19 protein-coding genes are annotated in these 23,107 nt (G+C 71.8%); 9 read left to right on the forward strand and 10 right to left on the reverse strand.

What is annotated here, in order from left to right; translation table 11 throughout:
• Nucleotides 1-15 precede the first annotated feature (15 nt).
• Nucleotides 16-279: a hypothetical protein gene (locus ACWDVB_RS34545; RefSeq protein WP_451518069.1), complete on the forward strand. Its 264-nt coding sequence runs from the start codon at nt 16-18 to the stop codon at nt 277-279.
• Here the strand turns inward: ACWDVB_RS34545 and ACWDVB_RS34550 are convergent.
• Entirely contained in the window at nt 255-2,198 is a 1,944-nt protein-coding gene (locus ACWDVB_RS34550; RefSeq protein ID WP_451518070.1) for an AMP-dependent synthetase/ligase, read from the reverse strand. The two genes, ACWDVB_RS34545 and ACWDVB_RS34550, sit on opposite strands and share 25 nt — an antisense overlap.
• Before the next feature lie 184 nt (nt 2,199-2,382).
• On the opposite strand from ACWDVB_RS34550, the gene ACWDVB_RS34555 reads away from it, so the two are divergent.
• From ACWDVB_RS34555 to ACWDVB_RS34565, 3 genes are all read left to right on the forward strand, one after another.
• Entirely contained in the window at nt 2,383-2,868 is a 486-nt protein-coding gene (locus tag ACWDVB_RS34555; RefSeq protein ID WP_451518086.1) for an SCP2 sterol-binding domain-containing protein, read from the forward strand.
• Between the two features lie 71 nt (nt 2,869-2,939).
• A complete protein-coding gene (locus ACWDVB_RS34560; protein ID WP_451518071.1) occupies nt 2,940-4,748 on the forward strand; it encodes a hypothetical protein in 1,809 nt (602 codons plus the stop codon).
• A 121-nt stretch (nt 4,749-4,869) separates the two neighbouring features.
• Entirely contained in the window at nt 4,870-5,505 is a 636-nt protein-coding gene (locus tag ACWDVB_RS34565; RefSeq protein ID WP_451518072.1) for a beta-galactosidase small subunit-related protein, read from the forward strand.
• On the opposite strand, the gene ACWDVB_RS34570 is transcribed toward ACWDVB_RS34565, so the two are convergent.
• From ACWDVB_RS34570 to ACWDVB_RS34580, 3 genes are all read right to left on the reverse strand, one after another.
• A complete protein-coding gene (locus tag ACWDVB_RS34570; RefSeq protein WP_451518073.1) occupies nt 5,502-7,148 on the reverse strand; it encodes a YfbK domain-containing protein in 1,647 nt (548 codons plus the stop codon). The genes ACWDVB_RS34565 and ACWDVB_RS34570 overlap by 4 nt on opposite strands.
• A gap of 172 nt (nt 7,149-7,320) precedes the next feature.
• Nucleotides 7,321-8,184: an ABC transporter permease gene (locus ACWDVB_RS34575; RefSeq protein ID WP_451518074.1), complete on the reverse strand. Its 864-nt coding sequence runs from the start codon at nt 8,182-8,184 to the stop codon at nt 7,321-7,323.
• Nucleotides 8,181-10,850: an alpha/beta fold hydrolase gene (locus tag ACWDVB_RS34580; protein ID WP_451518075.1), complete on the reverse strand. Its 2,670-nt coding sequence runs from the start codon at nt 10,848-10,850 to the stop codon at nt 8,181-8,183. The genes ACWDVB_RS34575 and ACWDVB_RS34580 overlap by 4 nt, the downstream gene beginning before the upstream one ends.
• Before the next feature lie 117 nt (nt 10,851-10,967).
• On the opposite strand from ACWDVB_RS34580, the gene ACWDVB_RS34585 reads away from it, so the two are divergent.
• A complete protein-coding gene (locus tag ACWDVB_RS34585; protein WP_451518076.1) occupies nt 10,968-11,387 on the forward strand; it encodes an N-acetyltransferase family protein in 420 nt (139 codons plus the stop codon).
• Between the two features lie 70 nt (nt 11,388-11,457).
• The gene (locus ACWDVB_RS34590) at nt 11,458-12,663 is read left to right on the forward strand and encodes a threonine synthase (protein WP_451518077.1); all 1,206 of its coding nucleotides are present in this window, start codon (nt 11,458-11,460) and stop codon (nt 12,661-12,663) included.
• Here ACWDVB_RS34590 and ACWDVB_RS34595 read toward each other — a convergent pair.
• The 6 genes from ACWDVB_RS34595 to iolC form a co-directional block, all read right to left on the reverse strand.
• Entirely contained in the window at nt 12,653-14,101 is a 1,449-nt protein-coding gene (locus tag ACWDVB_RS34595) for an APC family permease (protein WP_451518078.1), read from the reverse strand. The two genes, ACWDVB_RS34590 and ACWDVB_RS34595, sit on opposite strands and share 11 nt — an antisense overlap.
• Nucleotides 14,102-14,486: 385 nt before the next feature.
• Nucleotides 14,487-15,998 carry a CoA-acylating methylmalonate-semialdehyde dehydrogenase gene (gene mmsA, locus ACWDVB_RS34600; RefSeq protein ID WP_451518079.1) on the reverse strand — a complete coding sequence of 504 codons (1,512 nt, stop codon included), beginning with the start codon at nt 15,996-15,998 and terminating at the stop codon, nt 14,487-14,489.
• A gap of 17 nt (nt 15,999-16,015) precedes the next feature.
• Complete coding sequence (iolD, locus tag ACWDVB_RS34605) at nt 16,016-17,905, reverse strand: 3D-(3,5/4)-trihydroxycyclohexane-1,2-dione acylhydrolase (decyclizing) (protein WP_451518080.1); 1,890 nt, start codon at nt 17,903-17,905, stop codon at nt 16,016-16,018.
• Nucleotides 17,902-18,714: a 5-deoxy-glucuronate isomerase gene (gene iolB, locus ACWDVB_RS34610; protein ID WP_451518081.1), complete on the reverse strand. Its 813-nt coding sequence runs from the start codon at nt 18,712-18,714 to the stop codon at nt 17,902-17,904. Before iolB ends, iolD begins: the two co-directional genes overlap by 4 nt.
• 87 nt (nt 18,715-18,801) lie before the next feature.
• Complete coding sequence (locus ACWDVB_RS34615) at nt 18,802-19,674, reverse strand: Cgl0159 family (beta/alpha)8-fold protein (RefSeq protein WP_451518087.1); 873 nt, start codon at nt 19,672-19,674, stop codon at nt 18,802-18,804.
• Nucleotides 19,675-20,002: 328 nt separating this feature from the next.
• Complete coding sequence (gene iolC, locus ACWDVB_RS34620; protein ID WP_451518082.1) at nt 20,003-20,944, reverse strand: 5-dehydro-2-deoxygluconokinase; 942 nt, start codon at nt 20,942-20,944, stop codon at nt 20,003-20,005.
• Between the two features lie 230 nt (nt 20,945-21,174).
• Between iolC and ACWDVB_RS34625 the strand changes: the two genes are divergently transcribed.
• From ACWDVB_RS34625 to ACWDVB_RS34635, 3 genes are all read left to right on the forward strand, one after another.
• A complete protein-coding gene (locus ACWDVB_RS34625) occupies nt 21,175-22,074 on the forward strand; it encodes a sugar phosphate isomerase/epimerase family protein (protein WP_451518083.1) in 900 nt (299 codons plus the stop codon).
• Between the two features lie 233 nt (nt 22,075-22,307).
• Entirely contained in the window at nt 22,308-22,505 is a 198-nt protein-coding gene (locus ACWDVB_RS34630; RefSeq protein ID WP_055564500.1) for a MerR family transcriptional regulator, read from the forward strand.
• 193 nt (nt 22,506-22,698) lie between these two features.
• Nucleotides 22,699-23,022, forward strand: a complete 324-nt coding sequence (locus tag ACWDVB_RS34635) for a heavy-metal-associated domain-containing protein (protein ID WP_451518084.1) — start codon at nt 22,699-22,701, stop codon at nt 23,020-23,022.
• The last annotated feature ends 85 nt before the right edge of the window (nt 23,023-23,107 follow it).

A 23,107-nucleotide genomic window follows, 5' to 3' on the forward strand; every position in this document is an offset into this window, starting at 1 on the left:
CTCTCCTTCCGCGCGATGCCCATCACTGTCAGGCCAAGCGCCTTGGTTGTCCTCGCGCAAAAGGCACCGGCGCTCGGTGACAAAGCCATCGCCTACGAGCTGAGCATGGACGCGCCGAACGGCACCGCGCTGACCGGCCACCACGTCCTGGTGCGTGTGGGCTCCCTCACCGTGGACGTCAGCGACCGTGACGTGCGGCGCGCTCCCCGGCTTCCGCTCGACGTGGTGGTCGGCAAGCAGCTAGACCGGATGGCTCAGGGGGCGTCGCCGCGTACCTGACCGTAGAGGGCCTCTATCCGCCGGGCGTACGCCGCCGTCACCGCGCTTCGTCTGATCTTCAGGGACGGGGTGAGGAGGCCGTTGTCCTCCGTGAACTCGCCCTCCACGATGGCGAAGCTGCGGATGGATTCCGCCCTGGAGACGGCCGCGTTGGCGTGGTCCACCGCCCTTTGGGTCTCGGCGATCATCTCCGGGTCGTGGGCCAGGTCGGCGAGTGGTGTGTCCCTGGGGCGTTTGCGCACGGTGAGCCAGTGTTCGACGGCCTCCGGGTCCAGGGTGATGAGCGCGGCAACGTATGGACGGTTGTCCCCTACGACGATGCACTGGCCGACGGGCGCGCGGCTGCGCAGGCGGTCCTCCAGGACGGCCGGGGAGACGTTCTTGCCGCCGGAGGTGACGATGATGTCCTTCTTGCGGCCGGTGATGGTGAGGTAGCCGTCCTCGTCCAGCGCCCCGAGGTCGCCGGTGGCGAGCCACTCGTCGCTCAGCACGGCGTCCGTCGCCGACGGGTCGTTCCAGTATCCGCCGAAGACGATGCCGCCCTTGATCAGCACCTCCCCGTCGTCCGCGATGCGCACCGCCGTGCCGGGCACGGGCAGGCCGACCGTCCCGGGACGTGGCCTCAGCGGCGGGGTGATGGTGGCGGCGGCCGTGGTCTCGGTGAGGCCGTACCCCTCGTAGATGATGATTCCGGCGGCGTAGAAGAAGAGGTTGAGGTCGCGGTCCAGGGGTGAGCCGCCGCTGATCGCGTAGCGCAGGCGGCCGCCGACCTCCTTGCGGATACGGCGGTATACGAGGAGTTCGTACAGCGCCCAGCCGAGGCGGAGGCCGAGCGAGGGGCCGGGGTCGCGCGGATTCAGGAACTTGTTCAGATACGTCTCGCCGAACCGCACCGCGATCCGCTCCGCCCGGTCGAACGACGCGCCACGGCCGATCTTCTCGGCGGTCGCCCGCCCGGTGTCGTGGATCTTCTCGAAGAGGTACGGCACGCCGACGAGGAACGTGGGCTTGAAGGAGCGCAGCTGCGGCCGGAGTTCGTCCGGCTTGATGCTCGGGCAGTGGCCGATTTCAATGCGGGCCAGCATGCAGGCGATCTGCAGGGTGCGGCCCAGGATGTGGGCGAGCGGCAGGAAGAGGAGCGTGGAGGCGACCTGTCCGGTGATCTCCTTGAAGACGGGGTGCAGCAGATCGACCGTGTTGGCGGCCTCCGCGTGCAGGTTGCCGTGTGTGAGGACGCAGCCCTTGGGGCGGCCCGTCGTGCCCGAGGTGTAGCAGAGGGTCGCGATGGAGTCCGGGGTCAGCGCGGAGCGCCGCTTTGTCACCTCCTCGTCCGACAACTCCCGGCCGACGGTCGTCAGTTCCGCCATCGCGTCTCCGCCGTCGATGTGCCGTACCTGTGGCGGGGCGTCGAGGGTGCGTACAGCTTCCTCGGCCGTCTGCGCGTTCTCCGCCGTCTCCGCGATCAGGAGGCGGGCACCCGAGTCCCGGACGATCCACTCGATCTGCTCCGCCGATGACGTCGCGTAGATCGGCACGGTCTGGCCGCCCGCCGCCCAGATCGCGAAGTCCAGGACCGCCCACTCGTAGCGCGTACGTGACATCAGCGCCACGCGGCCGCCGGGCTCCAGGCCCGCCGCGATCAGCCCCTTGGCCGTGTCGGTCACTTCACGCGCGAAGGCGGCCGCCGTCACCGGGTGCCACTGGTCGCCCCGCTTGCGGCGCAGCACCACGGCGTCGGGGGCTTCGGCGGCGTTGGTGAAGGGGATGTCGGCGGTGCTGCCCGCCGTGGCCTTCGCCGCGAGGGGGGCGGTGCGGGCCTCGCGTACGGTGCCGTGTTCGTCTCTGGTCAGTTCGACCTCCGCGCGTTCGGCGAGGTCGCTGTGGCGCTGTGCTCTTCTCAGATCCTTGCGTACGCCCATGACGGTTCCCCGGCTTCCGTGGTGTGCGGGTGGGTGTGGGGTGCGGGTGGGTATGGGGTGCGTACTTACTTTCGGGTCAACTTACTGGTGCGTAGGAGAAAATCAATCCCTCTATCGTTTGGCGGAGATCTGGAGCGTGGGCGCAGAGCAAGCACGGCAGGACAAGACAAGACAAGACAAGGAGATGGTCGTGGCGGATGACATCGGCAAGATCGCTGAACTGGATTTCGCGAGCGTCACTCCCGAGGAGTTCGCCCGCATCGTGAAGGGGCTCTCCAGCAAGGAGATCGCCGGGATCGCGCGTGACGGCGCGCTGCGGACGCGGGTTCTGGACGAGGTCTTCCGGCGCATGGAACGGCAGTTCAAGCCGGAGGCGGCGGGGGCGCTCAAGGCGTTGATCCGCTGGGGGATCACGGGGGGCGGTGACAATCCGGAGGCCCCGGAGGTCGTGTACGAGACGGAGATCGCGGACGGTGTCTGCACCGTGCGGGAGGGGCGGTCGGAGGCGGAACCTCGCGTCACGCTCGTGATGGCCGATGCGGAGTTCTTGAAGCTGGTGTCCGGTAACGCCAGTCCCGTTATGTTGTTCATGATGCGCAAGGTGAAGATCGCCGGGGATGTGGGGCTGGCTTCGGGGCTGGCGCGGTACTTCGATATTCCCAAGGCTTGAGTCGATGGGAGTGCCGGGTCGGTGCGGGGCACGGAACTTAAGCCCTCAGGGAGCCACGCCGATGTAGGGGCATGACGTCTACGTACTCCCCAGATGTCCGTGAAGCAACGTCCCCGTCCCCCGTCGCCACCCGGCACAGCCGCCTGCGGGGCCACGCGCGTCTCGGCGTCGCCCTCCTGCCCGCCCTCGTCATCACCGTCGCCGGCTTCCAGCGCCGGTGGATGTCCGACGACGGGCACATCTACGTACGGACGGTCCGTCAGGTGCTGGCCGGGAACGGGCCCGTGTTCAACGCCGGGGAGCGGGCCGAGTCGTCCACCGGAACCCTCTGGCAGTGGCTGCTCGTGGCGGCCGGGGCGCCGGGTCCCGACATCGCCACGGTGGCGATGTACGGCGGCCTGCTGCTGACCGCCGTCGGTTTCGCGCTCGCCGGGGTCGCGGCACTCCACGTCCATGGCGATGACCATGACGATCGCGATGGCGACGGCGACGGCGACGGCGACGGCAATGGCAATGGCAATGGCGACGCCGGGGCCGGGGTCAGGTTCCTGCTGCCCTGTGGCGCCCTCGTGCTGCTCGCGCTGCCGCCCGTCTGGGACTTCGCGACGTCCGGCCTGGAGACGGGTCTCGCCACCTGCTGGATCGCGGGCGCCTGGCTGGCGCTCGTCGCGCGGCCCCGCACGCTGCTGACCTGCGCGGTGCTGGGCCTCGGGCCCCTCGTCCGGCCGGACCTCGCGCTGGTGTCGGTGGTCTTTCTGGTCGCCCAGTGGGCCGTGGCCCGCCCCTCGTGGCGCGGGGCGCTCGCGGGCGCCGGTGTCGCGGGGGCGCTCCCCATCTCGTACGAGATCTTCCGCATGGGGTACTACGGGCATCTGGTGCCGCTGCCGGGCGTCACCAAGGAGGCGTCACGGAGCCTGTGGGGGCGGGGGGCCGACTACCTGTGGGACTTCACCGGGCCGTACGTGCTGTGGCTGCCGCTGCTGATGATCGTCGCGGCCGTCCTGGCGTCCCGGCGGGATCAGGGGCGCGTCGTCATGGCCGTGCCGCCGGTCTCCGGGCGGGCGCGGGGGCGCGTCGTCGTGGCCGCTCCCATCGTCGCGGGGGCACTGTGCTGGGTCTACGTCATCAGGGTGGGCGGCGACTTCATGCACGGGCGGATGTTCCTGCCGGGGTTGCTGCTGATGCTGCTCCCGGTCTTCCTGGTGCCCGTCACGCGCGCGTGGACGATCGTCGCCGCCGGGGTCGCGGTGTGGGCCGTGGCGTGCGCGTCGGTGCTGCGGGTTCCGTACGAGGGCCAGGTCGGGCCGGTCGGCGTCGCGGACGAGCGCGGGGTGTACGTGCGGCAGAACGCCGACCCCCACCCCCTGCACCACGACTTCGCGGGGCACCCGGGAAACAAGGCGTACGCACGTCTCGTACGGGAGCGGGTGCGGGGCGGCGCGCCCACGCTGCTCCTCGCCCGGACGCCGGTCGCGGCCGCGCGGCCCGGGGTGACGGGGGTCTACAACACGCTCGGGTTCAGCGGTGCCGCCGTTCCGCTGTCCGGCGCCGCGCTGGACGCCATCGGGCTCGCCTATCCGCTGGCGGCCCACTCGGAGAGCTTGGACGACGGCCGTGTGGGGCACGACAAACGGCTGCCGGACGCGTGGATCGTCGCCGAGCGCGGCGCCGCCGGCGCCCCGCCCGCGTGGCTCGACCCCGACCACGTCGACGCCGCCCGCCGCGCCCTGCGCTGCGAACCGTTCGCCGAGCTGCGGGCGGCCACGCGCGCGCCGCTGACGGCCGGGCGGTTCTGGCGGAATCTGACGGGTGCCGTGGGGCTCACTTCCTTCCGGTTTCCCAATGATCCGGTGCGGGCCGAGCGGGAGTTGTGCGGGTAGCCAGCACATGAACGCGGACGGAAGCCGGTGAGGCACGTGGTGACTTCCGTGACCTGCATGCGCCTTGTGCTGTGAGTGGCCGCGTCGGAGGCTGATGGTTCTTGTTGCCTTACGTTCGGAGTTGCCGCATGAGCGCCTACTGTCCGAGCCGCCGGTCCTTCCTCGCCACCGGTACCGCGCTGGCGGGCTGGGCCGCCTTCGCCGCACAGAAGCAGGCCTTCGCAGCGTCCGCCGCGCCCGCTGCCGGGAGAACACCCGCGAGCACACGAAGTCGCCCTACTACCGCTCCCTGAACGGAGGTTGGGCCTTCCACTGGGCCAGGAACCCGGAGAAGCGGCCGGTCGGCTTCGAGGCCGACGACTACGACGTGAGCGGGTGGGACCGCATCCCCGTGCCCTCGAACTGGGAGATCGAGGGGTATCCGGAGCCGATCTACCCGCAGCAGACCGGCAACATGACCGACGTACGGCGTATCGCGCTCGCCGACCGGTCGGGCGGGGGCCTCGCCGTGCTGGCCGACCCGGCGGACGGCGAGCCGTTTCTGGAGGTCAGCGCCTTGCACCACACGCCGTTCGACCTGGACGGTCCGCGTCATCCGTACGAGGTGAAGCGGCGGGCGGAGACCGTGCTCGGGGTCAACCACCGGCAGATGGGTGTCGGCGGCAACGACTCGTGGGGCGCGCCGCCCGAGGAGCCGTATCTGCTGCACTCGGGGCGGACGTACGCGTACGGGTATCGGCTGCGGGCGGCGGATTAGCCGACGAGGCGGGGCGGGACCTCGCCGCTCGGTGACGCCGGCTCCAGTTCCGGCGGGGTCTCCGAGCGGGTGAGGGCCGCGGCCTGGCCGATGGCGGTGGCCAGGTCACGTACCGGCTTGTCCTGGTCGTTCAGTTCGCGGGCGCGGTCCGCCAGTTCACGCAGGGAGGGCGCGCCGGGGAGCGCGGTGGTGCCGTGCGGCCTGGTGTAGCCGTCGGTCGTGCCGGAGCGCAGACCGTCGGCGAAGTACGCGGCGACCGCGGCCAGTTGCAGGCCGTCGTCGGCTCGCCACAGCGACGTGTCCAGGTCGGCGGCCTCGACGCGGCCCGACTCCTCGTGCGGGGTACGGCTGTCCGGGTCGAGCCAGCGCACGCTCGCCGTCGCGAGATGACCGTCGGCGCCCGGCTTGGCGCGCACCGCGTACAGCGCCGTCACCGTGTGGCCGGGGCCGATCTCGCCGCCGTCCACCGAGTCGTCGCGGAAGTCGTCGTCGGCGACCTGGCGGTTCTCGTAACCGATCAGACGGAACTGCTCGACGGTCTCCGGGTCGAAGGCGACCTGCGCCTTCGCGTCGCGGGCGCGCAGCTCGATGTGGGCGGGCAGCTGCTCGCAGAAGACGTCGCGGGCGTCCTCGACGTTCGACACGTAGGTGGTGTGGCCGTCGCCCTTGTCGGCGAGGCGCTCCATCAGGGCGTCGCCGTAGTCGCTGCCCACGCCGACGCCGAAGAGGGTGATGCCGTGGGCGCGGCGGGCGTCGGAGATCCGGTCCAGGATGCCGTCGGCGCTGGTCTCGCCGGTGTTGGCGAGGGCGTCGGAGAGCAGCACGACGCGGTTGGTCGCGCCCTGCCTCTTGCCGCGCACCGCCGTGTCGTAGCCGGTGGTGACGCCCGCCTCCAGGTTGGTGGACTGGGTGGGCTCCAGGCGGTCGATCGCCGTGTGCACGCGGGCGCGGCCGTCACCGGTGTCGCCGAGGCGGGTCATCGGCAGGACCGTCTCGGCGGTGTCGCTGAAGGTGACGAGGGCGATCGAGTCGTCGGGGCGCAGCCGGTCGGTCATGATGCCGAGGGACTTCTTCACGAGGTCGAGGCGGCCGGGCTCGGCCATGGAGCCGGAGACGTCGATGACGAAGGTGAGGGCGGCGGGCGGACGTTCGCTCTCGTCGGCGGCTTCCCGGGTGGCGAGGCCGACCCTGAGCAGCGACCAGCGGTCGTCGCCGGTGCGGGCGCCGTCCACGCTGACGGAGAAGCCGTCGCCGTCGGGCCGGGGATAGTCCTGCCGGAAGCTGTTGACGAACTCCTCGGGGCGGACCGTCGCCGGGTCGGGCAGGCGGCCGTCGGCGAGGGTGCGGCGGGCGTAGCCGTACGAGGCGGTGTCGACGTCCAGGGCGAAGGTGGAGAGATAGTCGGGCGCGAGCTCCTTCTCGGTGTCGCCCTGTTCCTCCCCGGGGGCCGCCGCGCCGCCGGTGCCGGGCGAGTCGGGCGAGTCGGGCGCGGGAAGCGGTGCGGCGCCGTCCTGACGGCTCTTGCCGCTCCCGTCCGCGGTGGAGCGGTTCTCCCCACCGCCGCCACCGCTGCAGCCGCTCAGCAGGAGCCCACCGGCCATGGCCACGGCGAGCACCCCGTGCCGTATCTTCCGGGTCCGCATCTCTCCCCCTCGCGTCGTCGGCTTTCCTGACTGTGACGCGCGGACCGTCTCGAACGATCGCTCGGGGACGTTTCGGATGCGTCTCGATGCGTCTCGATGCGGCTCGATGCGGCTCGATGCGTCTCGATGCGGCGACGGTGATCTCTGGGCGTACGGCCCGCTGTGGACGTCCTCAGCTGACCACGTCCTTCCGCGCGAACCCCCGGAACGCCAGCGCGAACAGCACCAGCGCGTACGTCACCGAGATCGCCGCGCCCTGGATCATGCCGCCCCACTCGGGGCGCGGCTGGATCATGTCGGCCCAGGCGAACTGCCAGTGCGCCGGGAGGAAGTCGCGCCAGCCGCCGAGCGCGGTCACCGCGTCCAGGACGTTGCCGATGATCGTCAGGCCGACCGCGCCGCCGACCGCGCCGAGCGGGGCGTCGGTCTTCGTCGACAGCCAGAACGCGAGGCCCGCGGTGACCAGCTGGGAGACGAAGACATACGCGACGGCGATCAGCAGGCGCTGCGCCGCCGTGCCCGCGGGCAGCGCGCCGCCGGTGGGGATCTCCAGCGGCCCCCAGCCGTAGGCCATCGTGCCGACCGCCAGCGCGATCAGTGGGAGCAGCACCATGGCGGCGGCGCTGAGGGCGAGCGCCACGGCGAGCTTGGACCACAGGAGGCGGGCCCGCGGCACGGGCGCCGCCAGCAGATAGCGCAGGGACGCCCAGCTCGCCTCGGAGGCGACCGTGTCCCCGCAGAACAGCGCGACGGGGATGACGAGGAGGAAGCCCGCCGACACGAACAGGCAGGTGGCGGCGAAGTTGGCGCCCGATGCCGTGGCCGTGTCCATCAGCGTCACCTCGCCGTTGCGCGCCCCCGGCGAACCGGCGACGGCGAACGCGATGACGAGCACGACGGGCAGCAGCGCCATGAGGGCGCCCATCACGAGCGTGCGGCGCCGCTTCAGCTGGCGGACCGCCTCGACTCGCAGGGGCAGAGTGCGTCCGGCGCGGTAGCCGGGCGCCGTGGGACGCTCCAGCGTGGGGGCGCTCATGCGGTGCCTCCGATCAGGGTCAGGAACGCGTCTTCGAGGCGGCGGTGCGGGCCCATGGACTCCACGGGCACGTCGAGCCGGACCAGTTCGGGCAGCAGCCGGGCGCCGCTCCCTGCCTCCGTGCCGTCGAGCCGCACGAGCAGGCCGCCGTCCGCGCGCACCGCCGAGACGACGCCGGGCAGCGCGGCGATCTTCTCGACCAGCGGGTCGGAGACGTCCGCCGCGAGCCCCACGAGGAGCGTGTCCCCGGAGCCGACGATCTCGGCGACCGGGCCCGCCTGGACGAGACGGCCGCGGTCCATGACGACCAGGTGCGTACAGGACTGCTCGACCTCGGCGAGGAGGTGGCTGGAGACGATGACCGTGCGCCCCTCACGTGCGTACCGGATCATGACCTCCCGCATCTCGCGGATCTGCGGCGGGTCGAGGCCGTTCGTCGGCTCGTCGAGGATCAGCAGGTCCGGCAGGCCGAGCATGGCCTGCGCGATGGCGAGGCGCTGCCGCATGCCCTGCGAGTACGTCCGTACGGCGCGGCTCAGGGCGTCGCCGAGCCCGGCGATCTCCAACGCCTCGGCCAGGTGGGCGTCTTCGGCGGGGCGGCCGGTCGCCTTCCAGTACAGCTCCAGGTTCTCCCGGCCGCTGAGGTGGGGCAGGAAACCGGCGCCCTCGACGAACGCGCCGACCCGGGAGAGGACGGGCGCCCCCGGCCGGATCGCCTGCCCGAAGACGCGGATCTCGCCCGCGTCGGGCCGGATCAGGCCCATCAGCATGCGCAGGGTCGTCGTCTTGCCCGCGCCGTTCGGCCCCAGGAGGCCGAGGACCTGGCCCTTCTCGACGGTGAAGGAGACGTCGCGGACGGCGTACCGGTCGCTGGACCTGGCGTACCGCTTGCTCAAGTCGCTGATCTGGAGCGGCACGTCGGCGAGTGCGGGGTCGGGTGCGGGGGCGGTCGTGCGGCGGCGTCCGGTGAGCAGCAGGCCGAGGGCGAGTACGGCTGCGGCGGTCGGCAGCCACCACACCCAGGAGGGCAGCGGCGCGGCGGCGGTCTTCACGCCGGGAGCCGTCGGCACCATCAGGTCGCCCTTCAGCGAGACGGTGTACGCGGCGGACTCGGCCGGTGACGCGTAGCCGAGGTCGGTGGAGGCGAGGACGAGGCGGAGGCGGTGGCCCTTCTGCGCCTCGTAGTCGATGGCGGGCAGCCGCAGCTCGACGTCCTTGCCCTCCTTGGCTCCCGCGCCCTGGACCCGCACCGGGGCGACCAGTTGCGAGGGCAGGACCTGCTGCTTCCCGTCGGGCCCGACGTCGTACACCTTCGCGAAGAGCACCATGTCCTCGCGGGAGGACTTCACATGGGCCCGCACCGTCGGCGCACCGGTGATCCGCAGGTCCTCGCCCAGCGGCTTCGACTCGAACGTGGCGTTCTGCCCGGGGAAGTCAAGGGAGACGCCGACGCCGAGGGAGGACAGCCGGGAGAGACCGCCGCCGCCGAGGCCGGGGAGCGTGGAGATCGCGGGCGGGCTCGCCCCGGCGGGGTTGTCGAACGTCTGCTCGCGCCCGCCGAGCGGCACCGCGCGCCGGTCGCTCCCCAGGCCGGGGTACGTGTCGCCGGTCGCGCCCCGCAGCTGGGCCGCCCCGTCGGTGGAGTCGACTCCTCCGGTGCGGGTGACGCGGAACGCGGGGCCGGTGTCGGCGCTCTTGTCGTCCTTCAGATAGCGGTCGAACCACGTGCCGATGCGCTTCTCGACGCGTCCCCGCTCCCGCTCGCGGGCGCCGCCGTCGTGGCCGCCCGCGATCCAGTCGACGGTCACGGGCGCGTCGTTGGCGCGGATGCCCCGGGCGATGGCGTCGCCCTGGCCGAGTGTGAAGAGCGAGTCCGTCTGGCCCTGCGCGAGGAACGTCGGCACCTTGATCCGGTCGGCGACGGCGGCCGGGCTGCGCTCGGCGAGCAGGTCGCGTGCCTCGGCGTCCGGCTTCCCGGCCACCGCGACCCGTTCGTACATGGCGCACAGCTGCTTCTCGAACTGGTCGCAGCCGCCTCCGGTGTTGATGAAGACGCTGGCCCACATCTTCTTGAAGACGCCGTCGGGGAACAGCGCGTCCGCGAGGTTCCAGTAGGTGACCTGCGGGGCGATCGCGTCCACCCGCCGGTCGTACCCGGCGGCGAGCAGCGACACCGCCCCTCCGTACGAGGAACCGGTGACGCCCACGCGCGGGTCACCGGCCTTGTCGAGCCGCACCTCGGGCCGCTTCGCCAGCCAGTCGATCAGCTTCGAGACGTCGGCGACCTCGCCCTTGGGGTCGTTGAGCCCGATCTTGCCGGTGGACCTGCCGAACCCGCGCGCGGACCACGTCAGCACGGCATAGCCGTCCCTGGCCAAATCCTCCGCCTGCTCGCGCACGGACTCCTTGGTGTCGCCGAAGCCGTGGCCGACGAGGACGGCGGGGCGCTTCTCGCCGGGGTCCCCCGCGGTGAAGTAGGACGTGTCGATCTTCGCGCCGCCGGTGTCGAGCATGCCGTCCGACCGGTGCACGGCCGGAGCGTCGTCCGACGCCACCGCCGTCCAGGTGCCCGCCCCCGCGAGCACCACGACGGCGGCCGCGGCGGCGATCAGCCGGCGCGGCCCGCGCGGTCCGGGAAGCCTGGGCCTGGGCAGTCGTAGATCCATGCCGTCAACGGTACGGGCGGCGACTGACAACCGGGGCAACCGCCGGTCTGAACTGACCTGCCTCCCCAGGGAGTAGACTCCGCGCCCCGCGTACCGCGCTCGTGGTACGCAGTACGCATGGACATCAGACCCGCGACGACCGTCGCCGAGGTGACCGCCGCCGAGCACCTCTTCGACGGCCCCGCCCGCCCCGAGGCGACCCGCCGCTTCCTGGACAGCCCCGGCCACCACCTCTTGCTCGCGTACGAGGAGGAGAGTGCCGGCACCCCGGTCGGCTTCGTCAGCGGCGTCGAGACGGTCCACCCCGACAAGGGCGCCGAGATGTTCCTGTACGAACTCGGGGTCGCCGAGCGCTTCCGCCGCCGCGGGACGGGCCGCGCCCTGGTCCACGCGCTGGCCGCGCTCGCGCGGGAGCGCGGCTGCGAGGGGATGTGGGTCGGCGTGGACACGGACAACGAGGCGGCCCTGGCGACGTATCGCAGCGCGGGCGGCAAGGACGAGGGGCGGTTCGCCTCGGTCGGCTGGGGCTTCGGCTGACCGGTCGGCGTGCGTGTCCGCCGAGGTGATCGCAGACGTACCGCGTCAGGGGTGAATAGAGTCTGCACCTATGACATCCCGGGATTCCCTCGCCACCGGCCAGCGCTCGCTCGGTGACCCCTCCGTCCGGTTCCCGCTGTGGCCGCCGCTCACCACCGGGTGCCCGGTGACCAGTACGGAGAGCGTGTCGTATCCGGTCGAGGTCGACTACGCCTACGACAAGGTCCCCGCGGGCCTCTTCACCACCGCGCCCGGACAGGCGCGCGGCCACGAACGCTGGGCGCCGCTCCTGCCGCCGCTGCACGCACCCGGTCTCGGAGAGGGCGGCACGCCGCTCGTGCCCCTCGGCGACGGCCTGTGGATCAAGGACGAGTCCCGCAATCCGACCTGGAGCCACAAGGACCGCATCAACCGCGTCACGGTGAGCGCGGCGGTCGGCGCGGGCGCGGAGGGCATCGTCGTCGCCTCGTCCGGCAACCACGGCGCCTCGGCCGCGGCGTACGCGGCGCGGGCGGGCCTGCGGTGCGTGGTGCTCAGCGCGGCGGGGACGCCGCCCGCGGTCGACGCGTTCCTGCGGGCGTACGGCGCGGTGGTGCTGCCGGTGCCCGTGGACGCGCGGTGGCCGCTGCTGCGGCGGATCGTGGAGCGGTTCGGCTACCACCCCGTCAGCAATGTGACGCCCACGCACACCGGGCACGCGTTCGGGCCCGAGGGCTACAAGACCCTCGCCTACGAGATCTACGCCGAGCTGGGCGTCCCCGCCGCGGTCTTCCTGCCCACCGGCTACGGCGAGCTGCTCTTCGGCGTCTGGAAGGGCTTCGCGGAACTGGTCACCCTGGGCCTCGCCGACCGGGTGCCCCGCCTCTTCAGCTGCGAGCCCGCCGCCGGTGGGCCGCTGGCCGCCGCGCTGCGGGACGGGGTCCCGGCGACGCGGGTCACGGTCGGGGAGACGGCGGCGTACGCGATCGGCTCGGCGGTCGGCGGATACCGAGGGGTGGTCGCCGTCCGCGAGAGCGGCGGCGGGGCGCTGCTCGTCTCCGACGCGGAGATGGCCGCCGCGCGGGCGGAGTTGGCGGGGGCGGGCCTCTGGGCGGAGCTCTCGGCCGCGGCGGGCCTCGCCGGGTACCGGCAGCGGGGGGCGGCGGCGCCCGACGGGCCCGTGGTGTGCGTGTCCACGTCCAGCGGGTTCAAGGACCGTGACCTGCTGGGCGTGGGCGCCTCCGCGGAGGTCGACCCGGAGGACTGGGCGGAGGTGGAGCGGCGGATCAGGGGCTGAGTTCCGCCTGCCCGTCCTCGGGGACGCTCACCAGCCAGCGCGTCTCCCGCCGCGGCCGCAGGTACAGCGCCCAGTACAGCGTCGCCACGGCCACGATCCCGCCGGTCCACCCGAGGTACTCCACCTCCTGCCGGCTCAGCACGTACGCGAGCACGGCGATCAGCACCACCGGCACCGCCGGCCACAGCGGCATCCGCCAGGCCGCCCCGTGGCCGTGCGAGCCCCGCCGGGCGAGCAGCGCGGCGACCGCCACCAGGAGGTACATGCCGGTCACGGAGACCCCGGTCACGCCGTACAGCGTGTCCAGGTTGACGAAGCACAGGAGCGCGCCGGGGACGCCGACCAGGAGCGTGGCCACCCAGGGGGCGCCGGACGCGCCGAGCTTCGACAGCGCCTTGTTCACCGGCGAGGGCCACGCCTTGTCCCGCGCGGAGGCGAACAGGACGCGGGAGTTCTGGATGACCATGACGATGCCCGCGTTGATGATCGCGAGAGCCACGCAGAGGCTGACGAACGTACCGACCGCCGAGTTGGACCAGGCCGTCACCATCGCGCTGATGTCGCCCTCGGTCAGGGCGGTCAGGCTCTCGGCGCCCATGGTGATCGCGACGACCGGCACCAGGATGATCACCGTGGAGATGGCGAGGGTGGCGAGGACGGTGCGCGCGACGTTGCGGCGCGGGTTCTCCAGCTCCTCGGAGAGGTAGACGGCCGTGGAGAAGCCCTGCGTGACGAAGAGGGCGATCGCGAGGCCGGAGACGATCAGCATGGCCGTGACGGTGTCGACGCCGCCGGGGCCGGAGCCCGCCACCGAGAGGTCCGCCAGGCTGCCCGCGCCCCGCTCGGCGTGGGCGAAGCCGAGGACGGCCACGACGCCCGCCGCGACGACCTCAAGGACCAGGAAGACGCCGGTGATCCACGCGTTGGCGCGCAGGTCGAGCAGGCCCGCGAGGGTCGCGCAGATCATGACGCCCGCGCCCGCGTAGGACGGGTCGAGGTGCATGACCGGCGCCAGGTAGTCCGCCGTGCCCATGGCGATGACGGGCGGCACGATCATCACGACAAGGAGCGACAGGACGAAGACCAGCCAGCCGGCCAGGCGCCCCGCCATCGTGGAGACCATCGCGTACTCGCCGCCCGCGCTGGGGATGAGGGTGCCCAGCTCCGAGTAGCAGAAGGCGACGCCCACGCAGAGCAGCGAGCCGATCGCGATGGTGAGCGCGGTGGCGGTGCCGAGCGAGGAGAAGAGGTCGGGGACCACCACGAAGAGCGTGGAGGCGGGCGTCACGCAGGACAGCGTGAGGAGGGTGCCGCCGACGACGCCGATGGAACGCTTGAGCTTCTGGGGACTTCCCGGATCGTCCAGGGCCGCCAGGGCCGCCAGGGGCGCCTGGGGCGCGGCGGTGGGTGGCTGGAGCGGGCGGAGCGTGTCGGTCATGAAGCGCGATTCCGATCGACTCGTGCGGCAAAAGATGCGGCGGGAGCCCTATCGCCTCCGAAGGCTTCTGATCTGCGTTTTCTGTGGCTCCCGGCGCGTCATGGAACCCCGCCGATAACCGGAACGTCAACGGTCATTTACCTGCGGAATCCGCAGCGCCCGGCTCACCCAACTCACCTGGCATTCCCAAGGGTTTGCCACAAGGGGTCTCTTTGAGTACGCGGATACGTATGTTGACCTTGTCTTCGCAGGCGTAGGACATGCAGAGCCTTCGCTGCCCGAATTGCGCCCTGTGCACGGGAACCGCAAGTGCGGTCCCAAAAAAGAAACGAGGCCGTCCGGATACCGGACGGCCTCGCTCTACGCGCTGTCACGCGCCGATGACTCAGTGGTTGCGCGGGAATCCCAGGTCCACCCCGGCCGGCGCGTCCGACGGGTCGGGCCAGCGCGTGGTGACGACCTTGCCGCGCGTGTAGAAGTGCGTGCCGTCGTTGCCGTAGATGTGGTGGTCGCCGAAGAGCGAGTCCTTCCAGCCACCGAAGGAGTGGTAGCCCACCGGCACCGGGATCGGCACGTTCACGCCGACCATGCCGGCCTCGATCTCCAGCTGGAAGCGGCGGGCCGCGCCGCCGTCCCGGGTGAAGATCGCGGTGCCGTTGCCGAACGGCGAGGCGTTCATGAGGGCCACGCCCTCCTCGTACGTGTCGACGCGCAGCACGCACAGGACGGGGCCGAAGATCTCGTCCCGGTAGGCCTTGGCGGTCGTCGGGACGCGGTCGAGCAGCGAGAGGCCGATCCAGTGGCCGTCCTCGTGGCCCTCGACCGTGTAGCCCGTGCCGTCGAGGACGACCTCGCAGCCCTCGGCCGCGGCGCCCGTGACGTACGAGGCGACCTTGTCGCGGTGGGCGGCGGTGATGAGCGGCCCCATCTCGGACGTCGGGTCGTTGCCCGGACCGATCTTGATCTTCTCGGCGCGCTCCTTGATCTTGCCGACCAGCTCGTCGGCGATGGAGCCGACCGCGACGATCGCCGAGATGGCCATGCAGCGCTCGCCCGCGGAGCCGTAGGCGGCGGAGACCGCGGCGTCGGCGGCCGCGTCCAGGTCGGCGTCCGGCAGGACCAGCATGTGGTTCTTGGCGCCGCCGAGCGCCTGGACGCGCTTGCCGTTGGCGGAGGCGGTGGTGTGGATGTGGCGGGCGATGGGCGTGGAGCCCACGAAGGAGACGGCCGCCACGTCCGGGTGCTCCAGGAGGCGGTCCACGGCCACCTTGTCACCGTGTACGACGTTGAAGACGCCGTCGGGCAGACCGGCCTCGCCAAGGAGTTCCGCGATCTTCATCGACGCGGACGGGTCCTTCTCCGACGGCTTCAGGACGAAGGTGTTGCCGCAGGCGATGGCCAGCGGGAACATCCACATCGGCACCATCGCGGGGAAGTTGAACGGCGTGATGCCCGCGACGACGCCCAGCGGCTGCCGGATGGACGACACGTCCACGCGGCTCGCCACCTCCGTCGACAGCTCGCCCTTCAGCTGCACCGTGATGCCGCAGGCCAGGTCGACGATCTCCAGACCGCGGGCGACCTCGCCGAGCGCGTCGGAGTGCACCTTGCCGTGCTCGGCGACGATCAGTTCGGCGATCGCGTCGCGGTTGGCGTCCAGGAGCGCGCGGAACTTGAAGAGGATCGCGGTGCGCTTGGCGAGCGAGGACGTGCCCCAGGTCGCGAACGCCTCGCGGGCGGCGGCGACCGCCGCGTCCACCTCGGCCACGTCCGCGTAGGCGACCTGCGTGGTGACGGCGCCGGTCGCCGGGTCGGTGACCGAGCCGTACGACCCGGACGCGCCCGCGGCCCTCTCGACGGGCTTTCCACCGATCCAGTGATTGACGGTCTTCGTCATGACAAGCATCCCTACTCTCACAGGTGGCGGCGTCGGGCAGTGACGTGCCGGTCGTACTCTTCCCTGGCCTTGACCGCGGACACCCGGGTCGCCGTCTCGGCCACGGGCACATCCCACCACGCCTGTGCCGGGGGCGGGCCCGACACTGTGTCTGCCGTTTCCGTCTCCACATAGACACATGTGGGACGGTCTGCGTCACGCGCTTCGCGCAGTGCCCCGCGCAGGTCACGCACTGTTCTGGCGCGCAGCACCCGCATCCCGAGCGAGGCCGCGTTGGCGGCGAGGTCGACGGGCAGCGGGTCCTGGCTGTACGTCCCGTCCGGCGCCCGGAAGCGGTAGTCCGTGCCGAACCGCTCGCCGCCCACGGACTCCGAGAGGCCGCCGATCGACGCGTAGCCGTGGTTCTGCAGGATGACGACCTTGACCGGCACGTTCTCCTGGACGGCCGTGACCATCTCGGTCGGGTTCATCAGATACGTCCCGTCGCCGACCAGCGCCCACACCGGGCGCTCGGGCGCGGCGAGCGCGACACCGATCGACGCCGGAATCTCGTATCCCATGCAGGAGTAGCCGTACTCGACGTGGTACTGCCGCGCCGACCGCGTCCGCCACAGCTTGTGCAGATCACCAGGGAGCGAACCGGCGGCGTTGATGAGAATGTCGTCCTCCGTCACCAACTCGTCCAGCGCGCCGAGCACCTGGGCCTGCGTCGGGCGTACGTCCGGCTCGTCCGCGTGGTACGCGGCGTCGACGCGCTGCTCCCAGCGGGCCTTGTCGCCCCGGTACTCCAGGGAGTAGGCGGGATCGACACGGTGGCCGCGCAGCTCGCGCGCGAGCGCCTCAAGTGCGGCGCGCGCGTCGGCGATCAGAGTGGCGCCCGCCATCTTGTGGCCGTCGAACGGTGTGACGTTGAGGTTGAGGAAGCGCACCCCGGGCTCCTCGAAGAGCGTGCCGGAGGCCGTGGTGAAGTCGCTGTAGCGGGTGCCGACGCCGATCACCAGGTCGGCGGCGCGGGCCAGTTCGTTCGCGGTCGCCGTGCCGGTGTGCCCGATGCCGCCGACGTCCGCCGGGTGGTCGAAGCGCAGGGAGCCCTTGCCCGCATGGGTGGACGCGACGGGGATGCCGGTCGCGTCGGCGAGGGCCGCGAGGGTCTCCTCGGCGGCGCTGTGGTGGACGCCGCCGCCCGCGATGATCAGGGGCCGCCGCGCCGCGCGCACCGCGTCCGCCGCGGCGGCCAGCTCCCGCGGATCGGGGGCCGCCCTGCGCACGGCCCACACCCGCTCGGTGAAGAACTCCTCCGGCCAGTCGTACGCCTCCGCCTGCACGTCCTGCGGCAGGGCGAGAGTGACGGCGCCGGTCTCGGCGGGGTCGGTGAGCACCCGCATCGCGGCGAGGGCGGCGGGGATCAGCGCTTCGGGGCGGGTCACGCGGTCGAAGTACTTCGAGACCGGCCGCAGACAGTCGTTGACGGACACGTCGCCCGCGTACGGGACTTCGAGCTGCTGGAGCACGGGGTCGGCGGGCCGGGTCGCGAACGTGTCGCCGGGCAGGAGGAGGACGGGCAGCCGGTTGACCGTGGCGAGCGCGGCGCCGGTGACGAGGTTGGTGGCGCCGGGTCCGATGGACGTGGTGACGGCGTGGGTGGAGAGGCGGCCGGACTGCCGGGCGTATCCGACGGCGGCGTGCACCATGGCCTGTTCGTTGCGCCCCTGATGGAAGGGCATCTCATCGGCGTACTCGACGAGCGCCTGCCCGATCCCCGCCACATTGCCGTGGCCGAAGATGCCCCAGGTCGCGCCGATCAGCCGCTGCCGGACGCCGTCCCGCTCGGTGTACTGCCGGGACAGGAAGCGCACGAGCGCCTGAGCGGTGGTGAGCCGCGCACTGCCCGTCTCGGTGGCCGTCATCGGTATCCCTCCGTGTGGTCGGGGTGGAAGCAGATCCGCCACTCCCGCTCGTCGCCGGGACCCGCCATCACGTTCAGGTAGTACATGGCGTGGCCCGGCTGGGCGACGGACGGCCCGTGCCAGCCGTCGGGCACGAGCACGGCGTCTCCGGTGCGGACCTCGGCGAGGACATCGGTACCACCGTCGCGGGAGGGAGACACCCGCTGGTATCCGAAACCTTCGCGCCCGCCCGGCGCCTCGATCTCGAAGTAGTAGATCTCCTCAAGCTCGGCCTCGACGCCCGGGCGGTGCTCGTCGTGCTTGTGCGGCGGGTACGAGGACCAGTTGCCGCCGGGCGTGATCACCTCGACGGCGATGAGGCGGTCGCAGTCGAAGGCGTCCGCTGCGGCGAAGCCCCGGACCTCGCGGGCGCAGGTGCCGCTGCCGCGGCTCTCGACGGGTACCTCCGGCGCGGAGCCGTAGCGGGCGGGGAGTCGACGCTCGCACTTCGCTCCTGCCAGGGCGAAGCGGCCTCCCGCGCCGGAGGCGATCTGGATCCGGGCGTCCCGGGGAACGTAAGCGAAATCGGTGACTCCGCTGAATACGCTCTCCCTGCCCAGGAGTTCGATGATCCCGCCTTCTGTATGCACCGTACAGCCGCCGGTCAGCGGGAGCACGATCCATTCGCTCTCCCCGGTGCTGAAGGAGTGCGTGCCGCCGGGGCCGATCTCGACGACACGCAGCGCCGAGTAGTCCCACCCCGCGCGTTTCGGATCGATGTCGACGGCGTACGGACCGTCGGCCGCACTGCCTTTCGGTACGTACGTCATGTGACTCTCCATAGCCCGTGTGTCCTTGCGTGTCCCCGTGCGTCCCTACGTATCCCTACATGCCCCTGTGTATCCCTATGTGTCCCGCTAGAACAGTCCTACGGCGGTGTCGACCGCCCCCGCCACGTCACCGTCGGGCGGATAGAGCAGGGCCCTGCCGACGACGAGCCCCCGCACGGTGGGCAGTTGCAGGGCGCCGCGCCACTTCTCGTACGCGGCGTCCTGATCGTCCCCGATGTCCCCGCCGAGCAGCACGGCCGGCAGGGTGGACGTCTCCATGACGCGGGCCATGTCGTCGGGATTCTCGGTGACGGGAACCTTCAGCCAGGTGTACGCCGATGTCCCGCCGAGCCCCGAGGCGATGGCGATGGACGTGATGACGGCCTCGGCGCTCAGGTCGTTGCGGGGCGGGCCCCCGCCGTCGCGGCGGCGGGTCAGGAACGGCTCGACGAAGACCGGCAGCCGGCGCTCGGCCATGGCGTCGACGGCGCGCGCGGCGGAGTGCAGGGTGGTCAGCGACCCGGGGTCGGCGTAGTCGACGCGGAGCAGCAGCTTGCCCGCGTCGAAGCCGAGGCGCCCGAGATCCTCGGGCCGGTACCCGGTGAACCGGTCGTCCAGCTCGAAGGCGGCCCCCGCGAGCCCCCCGCGGTTCATCGACCCCATGACGACCTTGCCGTCCAAGGCGCCGAGGAGCAGCAGGTCCTCCAGGATGTCGGCGGTGGCGAGCACGCCGTCGACCCCGGGCCGCGACAGCGCGAGACAGAGCCGCGCGAGGAGGTCCCGGCGGTTGGCCATGGCGAGGGGGTTCCCACCGACGCCGAGAGAGCCACGCGCCGGATGATCGGCAGCGATGATCATCAACCGCCCGGCCTCCCCGAGCAGCCCCCGCCGCCCCCGCCGCGCGGCGGCTTCGGCGATGGCTTCGGGGTGGTGGGCGCGGGTATGGGTGAGGGCGGCGATATCGACAGACGCGGGCCCCTCCGGCGAACGGGAAGCCGAGGCCGAGTTCAGCCCCTCCGACGAACGGGGAGCCGCAGCCACATCCAACCCCTCTGGCGAACGGGATGTCGAGGCCACATCCAGCCCCTCCGACGAACAGGAAGCCGCGCCCACATCCAACCCCTCCGACGAACGGGAAGCCGCGGCCAAGTTCAGCCCCTCCGGCGTTTGAGGAGCGGGGTCCGGGGCGGAGCCCCGTGGGTGGTGCGCACGGCGGGGGCTCACAGAACACGCCCCGTGCGAGCGGGGTCCGGGGCGGAGCCCCGTGGGTGGTGCGCACGGCGGGGGCTCATAGAACAGCCCCCGCTTCCATCGCCGAGGCGACCTCGCCAGAAAAAGGCATGGCGGACGAACACTCCAACCGCGAAGCGACAATCGCCCCCGCCGCATTGGCGTACCGCATGACCCGCTCCAACTCCCACCCCGCGAGCAGCCCATGGCACAGCGCCCCGCCAAAGGCGTCCCCCGCGCCGAGCCCGTTGAGTACCTTCACCGGCAGCGGCGGCACCTGCGCGCACTCCCCCGCGCGGTTCATCGCGAGCACCCCTTCGGGACCCTGCTTGACGACGGCCAACTCGACCCCGGCGTCAAGCAACGCCCGCGCCGCGACGAGCGGTTCACGCGACCCCGTGGCGATCTCGACCTCGTCGAGGTTGCCGACGGCGACCGTGGCATGCGCGAGGGCGGCGGCATAGTGGAGCCGCGCCTCGGCCGGGTCCGGCCGGGCTGTGTCCGTCCAAAGAGCGGGCCGCCAGTCCAGATCGAAGACCGTGACCCCGGCCGACCGCGTGGCCAACGCCGCCAGCGTCGCCGAACGGCTCGGCTCCGCGCAGAGCCCCGTCCCCGTCATCCAGAAGACCCGCGCCGCCGCGATCGCGCCCAGGTCGAGTTCATGCTCGTACATCTCCAGGTCGGGCGCCTTGGGCAGCCGGTAGAAGTACAGCGGGAAGTCGTCCGGCGGAAAGACCTCGCAGAACGTCACCGGCGTCGGCAGCCCCGCGACCCCGCTCACCCAGCGGTCGTCGACGCCGAACTCCCGCAGCGCGCGGTGCAGATAGGTTCCGAAGGGGTCCTCGCCGGTGCGTGTGATGACGGCGGTGCGGCGCCCGAGGCGTGCCGCGGCGACGGCGACGTTGCTGGCCGAGCCGCCGAGGAACTTCCCGAACGTGGTGACCTCGTCGAGGGGCACGCCGCTCTGCAGCGGATAGAGATCGACCCCGATCCGCCCCATGGTGATGACGTCGTACGGATCTGTCGGATCTCTTGGACCGGCCGGACCGGCCGGACCGGCCGGTTCAGTCGGATCAGTCGGATCTGTCGGATCTGTCACCCTGCACTCCCTCTCGGCGGCGGCGGCGCTGCCCCAGGTCTAATCCCGCTCCAGGAACCCTGTCAACATTTTGTCCTTACATTCGGACCACTCCTTGACACTCTTCCGAGGCGGCCGGGAGGCTGGCCGACATGACGACGCTGTCTCGCATCCGGATCGGTTCGGCGCCCGACTCGTGGGGTGTGTGGTTTCCCGAGGACTCCCGACAGGTCCCCTGGCGCCGCTTCCTCGACGAGGTCGCCGGATCCGGGTACGAATGGATCGAGCTCGGCCCGTACGGCTATCTGCCCACCGACCCCGCCGAACTGGCCGATGAGACGGCCCGCCGCGGCCTGAAGGTCTCCGCGGGCACGGTCTTCACGGGCCTGCACCACGGGCCCGCCGTCTGGGAGAAGACGTGGACGCACGTCGCCGGCATCGCCGCGCTCACCCGGGCCATGGGCGCGGAACACCTCGTCGTCATCCCCTCCTTCTGGCGCGACGACAAGACCGGCGAGGTCCTGGAGGACCGCGTCCTGACGCCCGCGCAATGGCGTGAACTGACCGCCCAGACCGAGCGCCTGGCCCACGAGGTCCGCGAGCGCTACGGCCTCCAGGTCGTCGTCCATCCCCACGCGGACACGCACATCGACACCGAGGAGAACGTCACCCGCTTCCTCGACGCCACCGACCCCGACCTCGTCTCGCTCTGCCTGGACACCGGCCACTACGCCTACTGCGGCGGCGACAGCGTCAAGCTCATCGAGACGTACGGCGAGCGCGTCGGCTATCTGCACCTCAAGCAGGTCGACCCGGAGATCCTCGCCGCGGTGCGGGCGGACGAGGTGCCGTTCGGGCCCGCGGTGGCGCGCGGCGTGATGTGCGAGCCGCCCGCGGGGGTTCCCGCGCTGGAGCCCGTCCTCACCGCGGCGCAGCGGCTCGGCGTCGAGCTCTTCGCCATCGTGGAGCAGGACATGTACCCCTGCCCGCCGGACAAGCCCCTGCCGATCGCCCGGCGCACCCGCGCCTTTCTGCGCTCCTGCGGGGCCTAGGCCGTACCCCCGAAGCCCCGCCTGCCCATGCGTCGCTTTTGTTACAGACCGGCCCTTCCTGTCACACATGTCTCATCTCCGTGAGGCTTACGTCACAGGCCGTCGACAAGCACCCCGCACCGGTCACTGTGCGTCGTTCACCGGGCACAGGCTCAGTGATTGCCGCGCGCAGCGCCCGGCTCCCCCGTCGGCTCCTCCGGAGTCGCCCCGGGCGCGCGCAGGGAGGTGCACCCATGACCGACCGCAGGCTCTGGTCGTACAAGGAAATCGCCGCGCACATCCGCGTACAGCCGGACACGGTGCGCTCCTACCGCAAGCACGGTCTGCTGCCGGACCCCGACCACGTGGAGGGCGGCAAGCCCTACTGGTACGCCGACACGGTCCGCGCCTGGGTGGCGGCCCGCCCGGGCAACCGTGGACGCAGAGACTGAGGGCGGCTCGCCCCGGCCACCGGCCCGACCCCATCAAGAAGCACACCGCTGAGAAGCACACCGCTGAGAAGCGCCATTGAGAAGTACCCCCCAGGGGTATAGTGTGGTGAGTGTCAGGAGGTCCCGGGTGCCCTCGGGGCCCCTCCTGCACATTACGTCGCATACGTACACACGCCTCCCCGAGGAGAACGACATGAGCGCCCAGACCGAGCTCCCGCAGGCCGCGTCCGAGACGACCGGCTCCTGCTGCTCCCCCAGCGGTTCCTGCCACTCCGACGGCGCCGCCGAGGCGCCGCAGGGCGCCGTCACCACGGTGTACGAGGTGACGGGGATGACCTGTGGCCACTGCGAGGGCGCCGTCTCCGGCGAGATCTCGGAGATCGCGGGCGTCACCTCCGTCAAGGCCGTGTCCGCCACCGGCCAGGTGACCGTGGTCTCCGAGGCCCCGCTGGACGAGGCCGCGGTGCGCGCCGCGGTCGACGAGGCGGGCTACGAACTCGTCGGCGTCAAGGCCTGACGGGCGGCCTGACGGGTACCCCGGGCCCTGTGGTGCCGGCGCCGGCACCACAGGGCCCGCCGCCGTCCCACCAGCCACAGACGCG

The sequence above is a fragment of the Streptomyces sp. NPDC003379 genome, assembly GCF_053589195.1.

Bases quoted from the DNA above. Each gene is read 5' to 3' on its own strand.
- ACWDVB_RS34545 (WP_451518069.1), top strand. From the start codon at position 16: ATGCCCATCACTGTCAGGCCAAGCGCCTTGGTTGTCCTCGCGCAAAAG.
- ACWDVB_RS34550 (WP_451518070.1), bottom strand. From the start codon at position 2,198: ATGGGCGTACGCAAGGATCTGAGAAGAGCACAGCGCCACAGCGACCTC.
- ACWDVB_RS34555 (WP_451518086.1), top strand. From the start codon at position 2,383: ATGGTCGTGGCGGATGACATCGGCAAGATCGCTGAACTGGATTTCGCG.
- ACWDVB_RS34560 (WP_451518071.1), top strand. From the start codon at position 2,940: ATGACGTCTACGTACTCCCCAGATGTCCGTGAAGCAACGTCCCCGTCC.
- ACWDVB_RS34570 (WP_451518073.1), bottom strand. From the start codon at position 7,148: ATGCGGACCCGGAAGATACGGCACGGGGTGCTCGCCGTGGCCATGGCC.
- ACWDVB_RS34575 (WP_451518074.1), bottom strand. From the start codon at position 8,184: ATGAGCGCCCCCACGCTGGAGCGTCCCACGGCGCCCGGCTACCGCGCC.
- ACWDVB_RS34580 (WP_451518075.1), bottom strand. From the start codon at position 10,850: ATGGATCTACGACTGCCCAGGCCCAGGCTTCCCGGACCGCGCGGGCCG.
- ACWDVB_RS34585 (WP_451518076.1), top strand. From the start codon at position 10,968: ATGGACATCAGACCCGCGACGACCGTCGCCGAGGTGACCGCCGCCGAG.
- ACWDVB_RS34590 (WP_451518077.1), top strand. From the start codon at position 11,458: ATGACATCCCGGGATTCCCTCGCCACCGGCCAGCGCTCGCTCGGTGAC.
- ACWDVB_RS34595 (WP_451518078.1), bottom strand. From the start codon at position 14,101: ATGACCGACACGCTCCGCCCGCTCCAGCCACCCACCGCCGCGCCCCAG.
- mmsA (WP_451518079.1), bottom strand. From the start codon at position 15,998: ATGACGAAGACCGTCAATCACTGGATCGGTGGAAAGCCCGTCGAGAGG.
- iolD (WP_451518080.1), bottom strand. From the start codon at position 17,905: ATGACGGCCACCGAGACGGGCAGTGCGCGGCTCACCACCGCTCAGGCG.
- iolB (WP_451518081.1), bottom strand. From the start codon at position 18,714: ATGACGTACGTACCGAAAGGCAGTGCGGCCGACGGTCCGTACGCCGTC.
- iolC (WP_451518082.1), bottom strand. From the start codon at position 20,944: ATGGGGCGGATCGGGGTCGATCTCTATCCGCTGCAGAGCGGCGTGCCC.
- ACWDVB_RS34625 (WP_451518083.1), top strand. From the start codon at position 21,175: ATGACGACGCTGTCTCGCATCCGGATCGGTTCGGCGCCCGACTCGTGG.
- ACWDVB_RS34630 (WP_055564500.1), top strand. From the start codon at position 22,308: ATGACCGACCGCAGGCTCTGGTCGTACAAGGAAATCGCCGCGCACATC.
- ACWDVB_RS34635 (WP_451518084.1), top strand. From the start codon at position 22,699: ATGAGCGCCCAGACCGAGCTCCCGCAGGCCGCGTCCGAGACGACCGGC.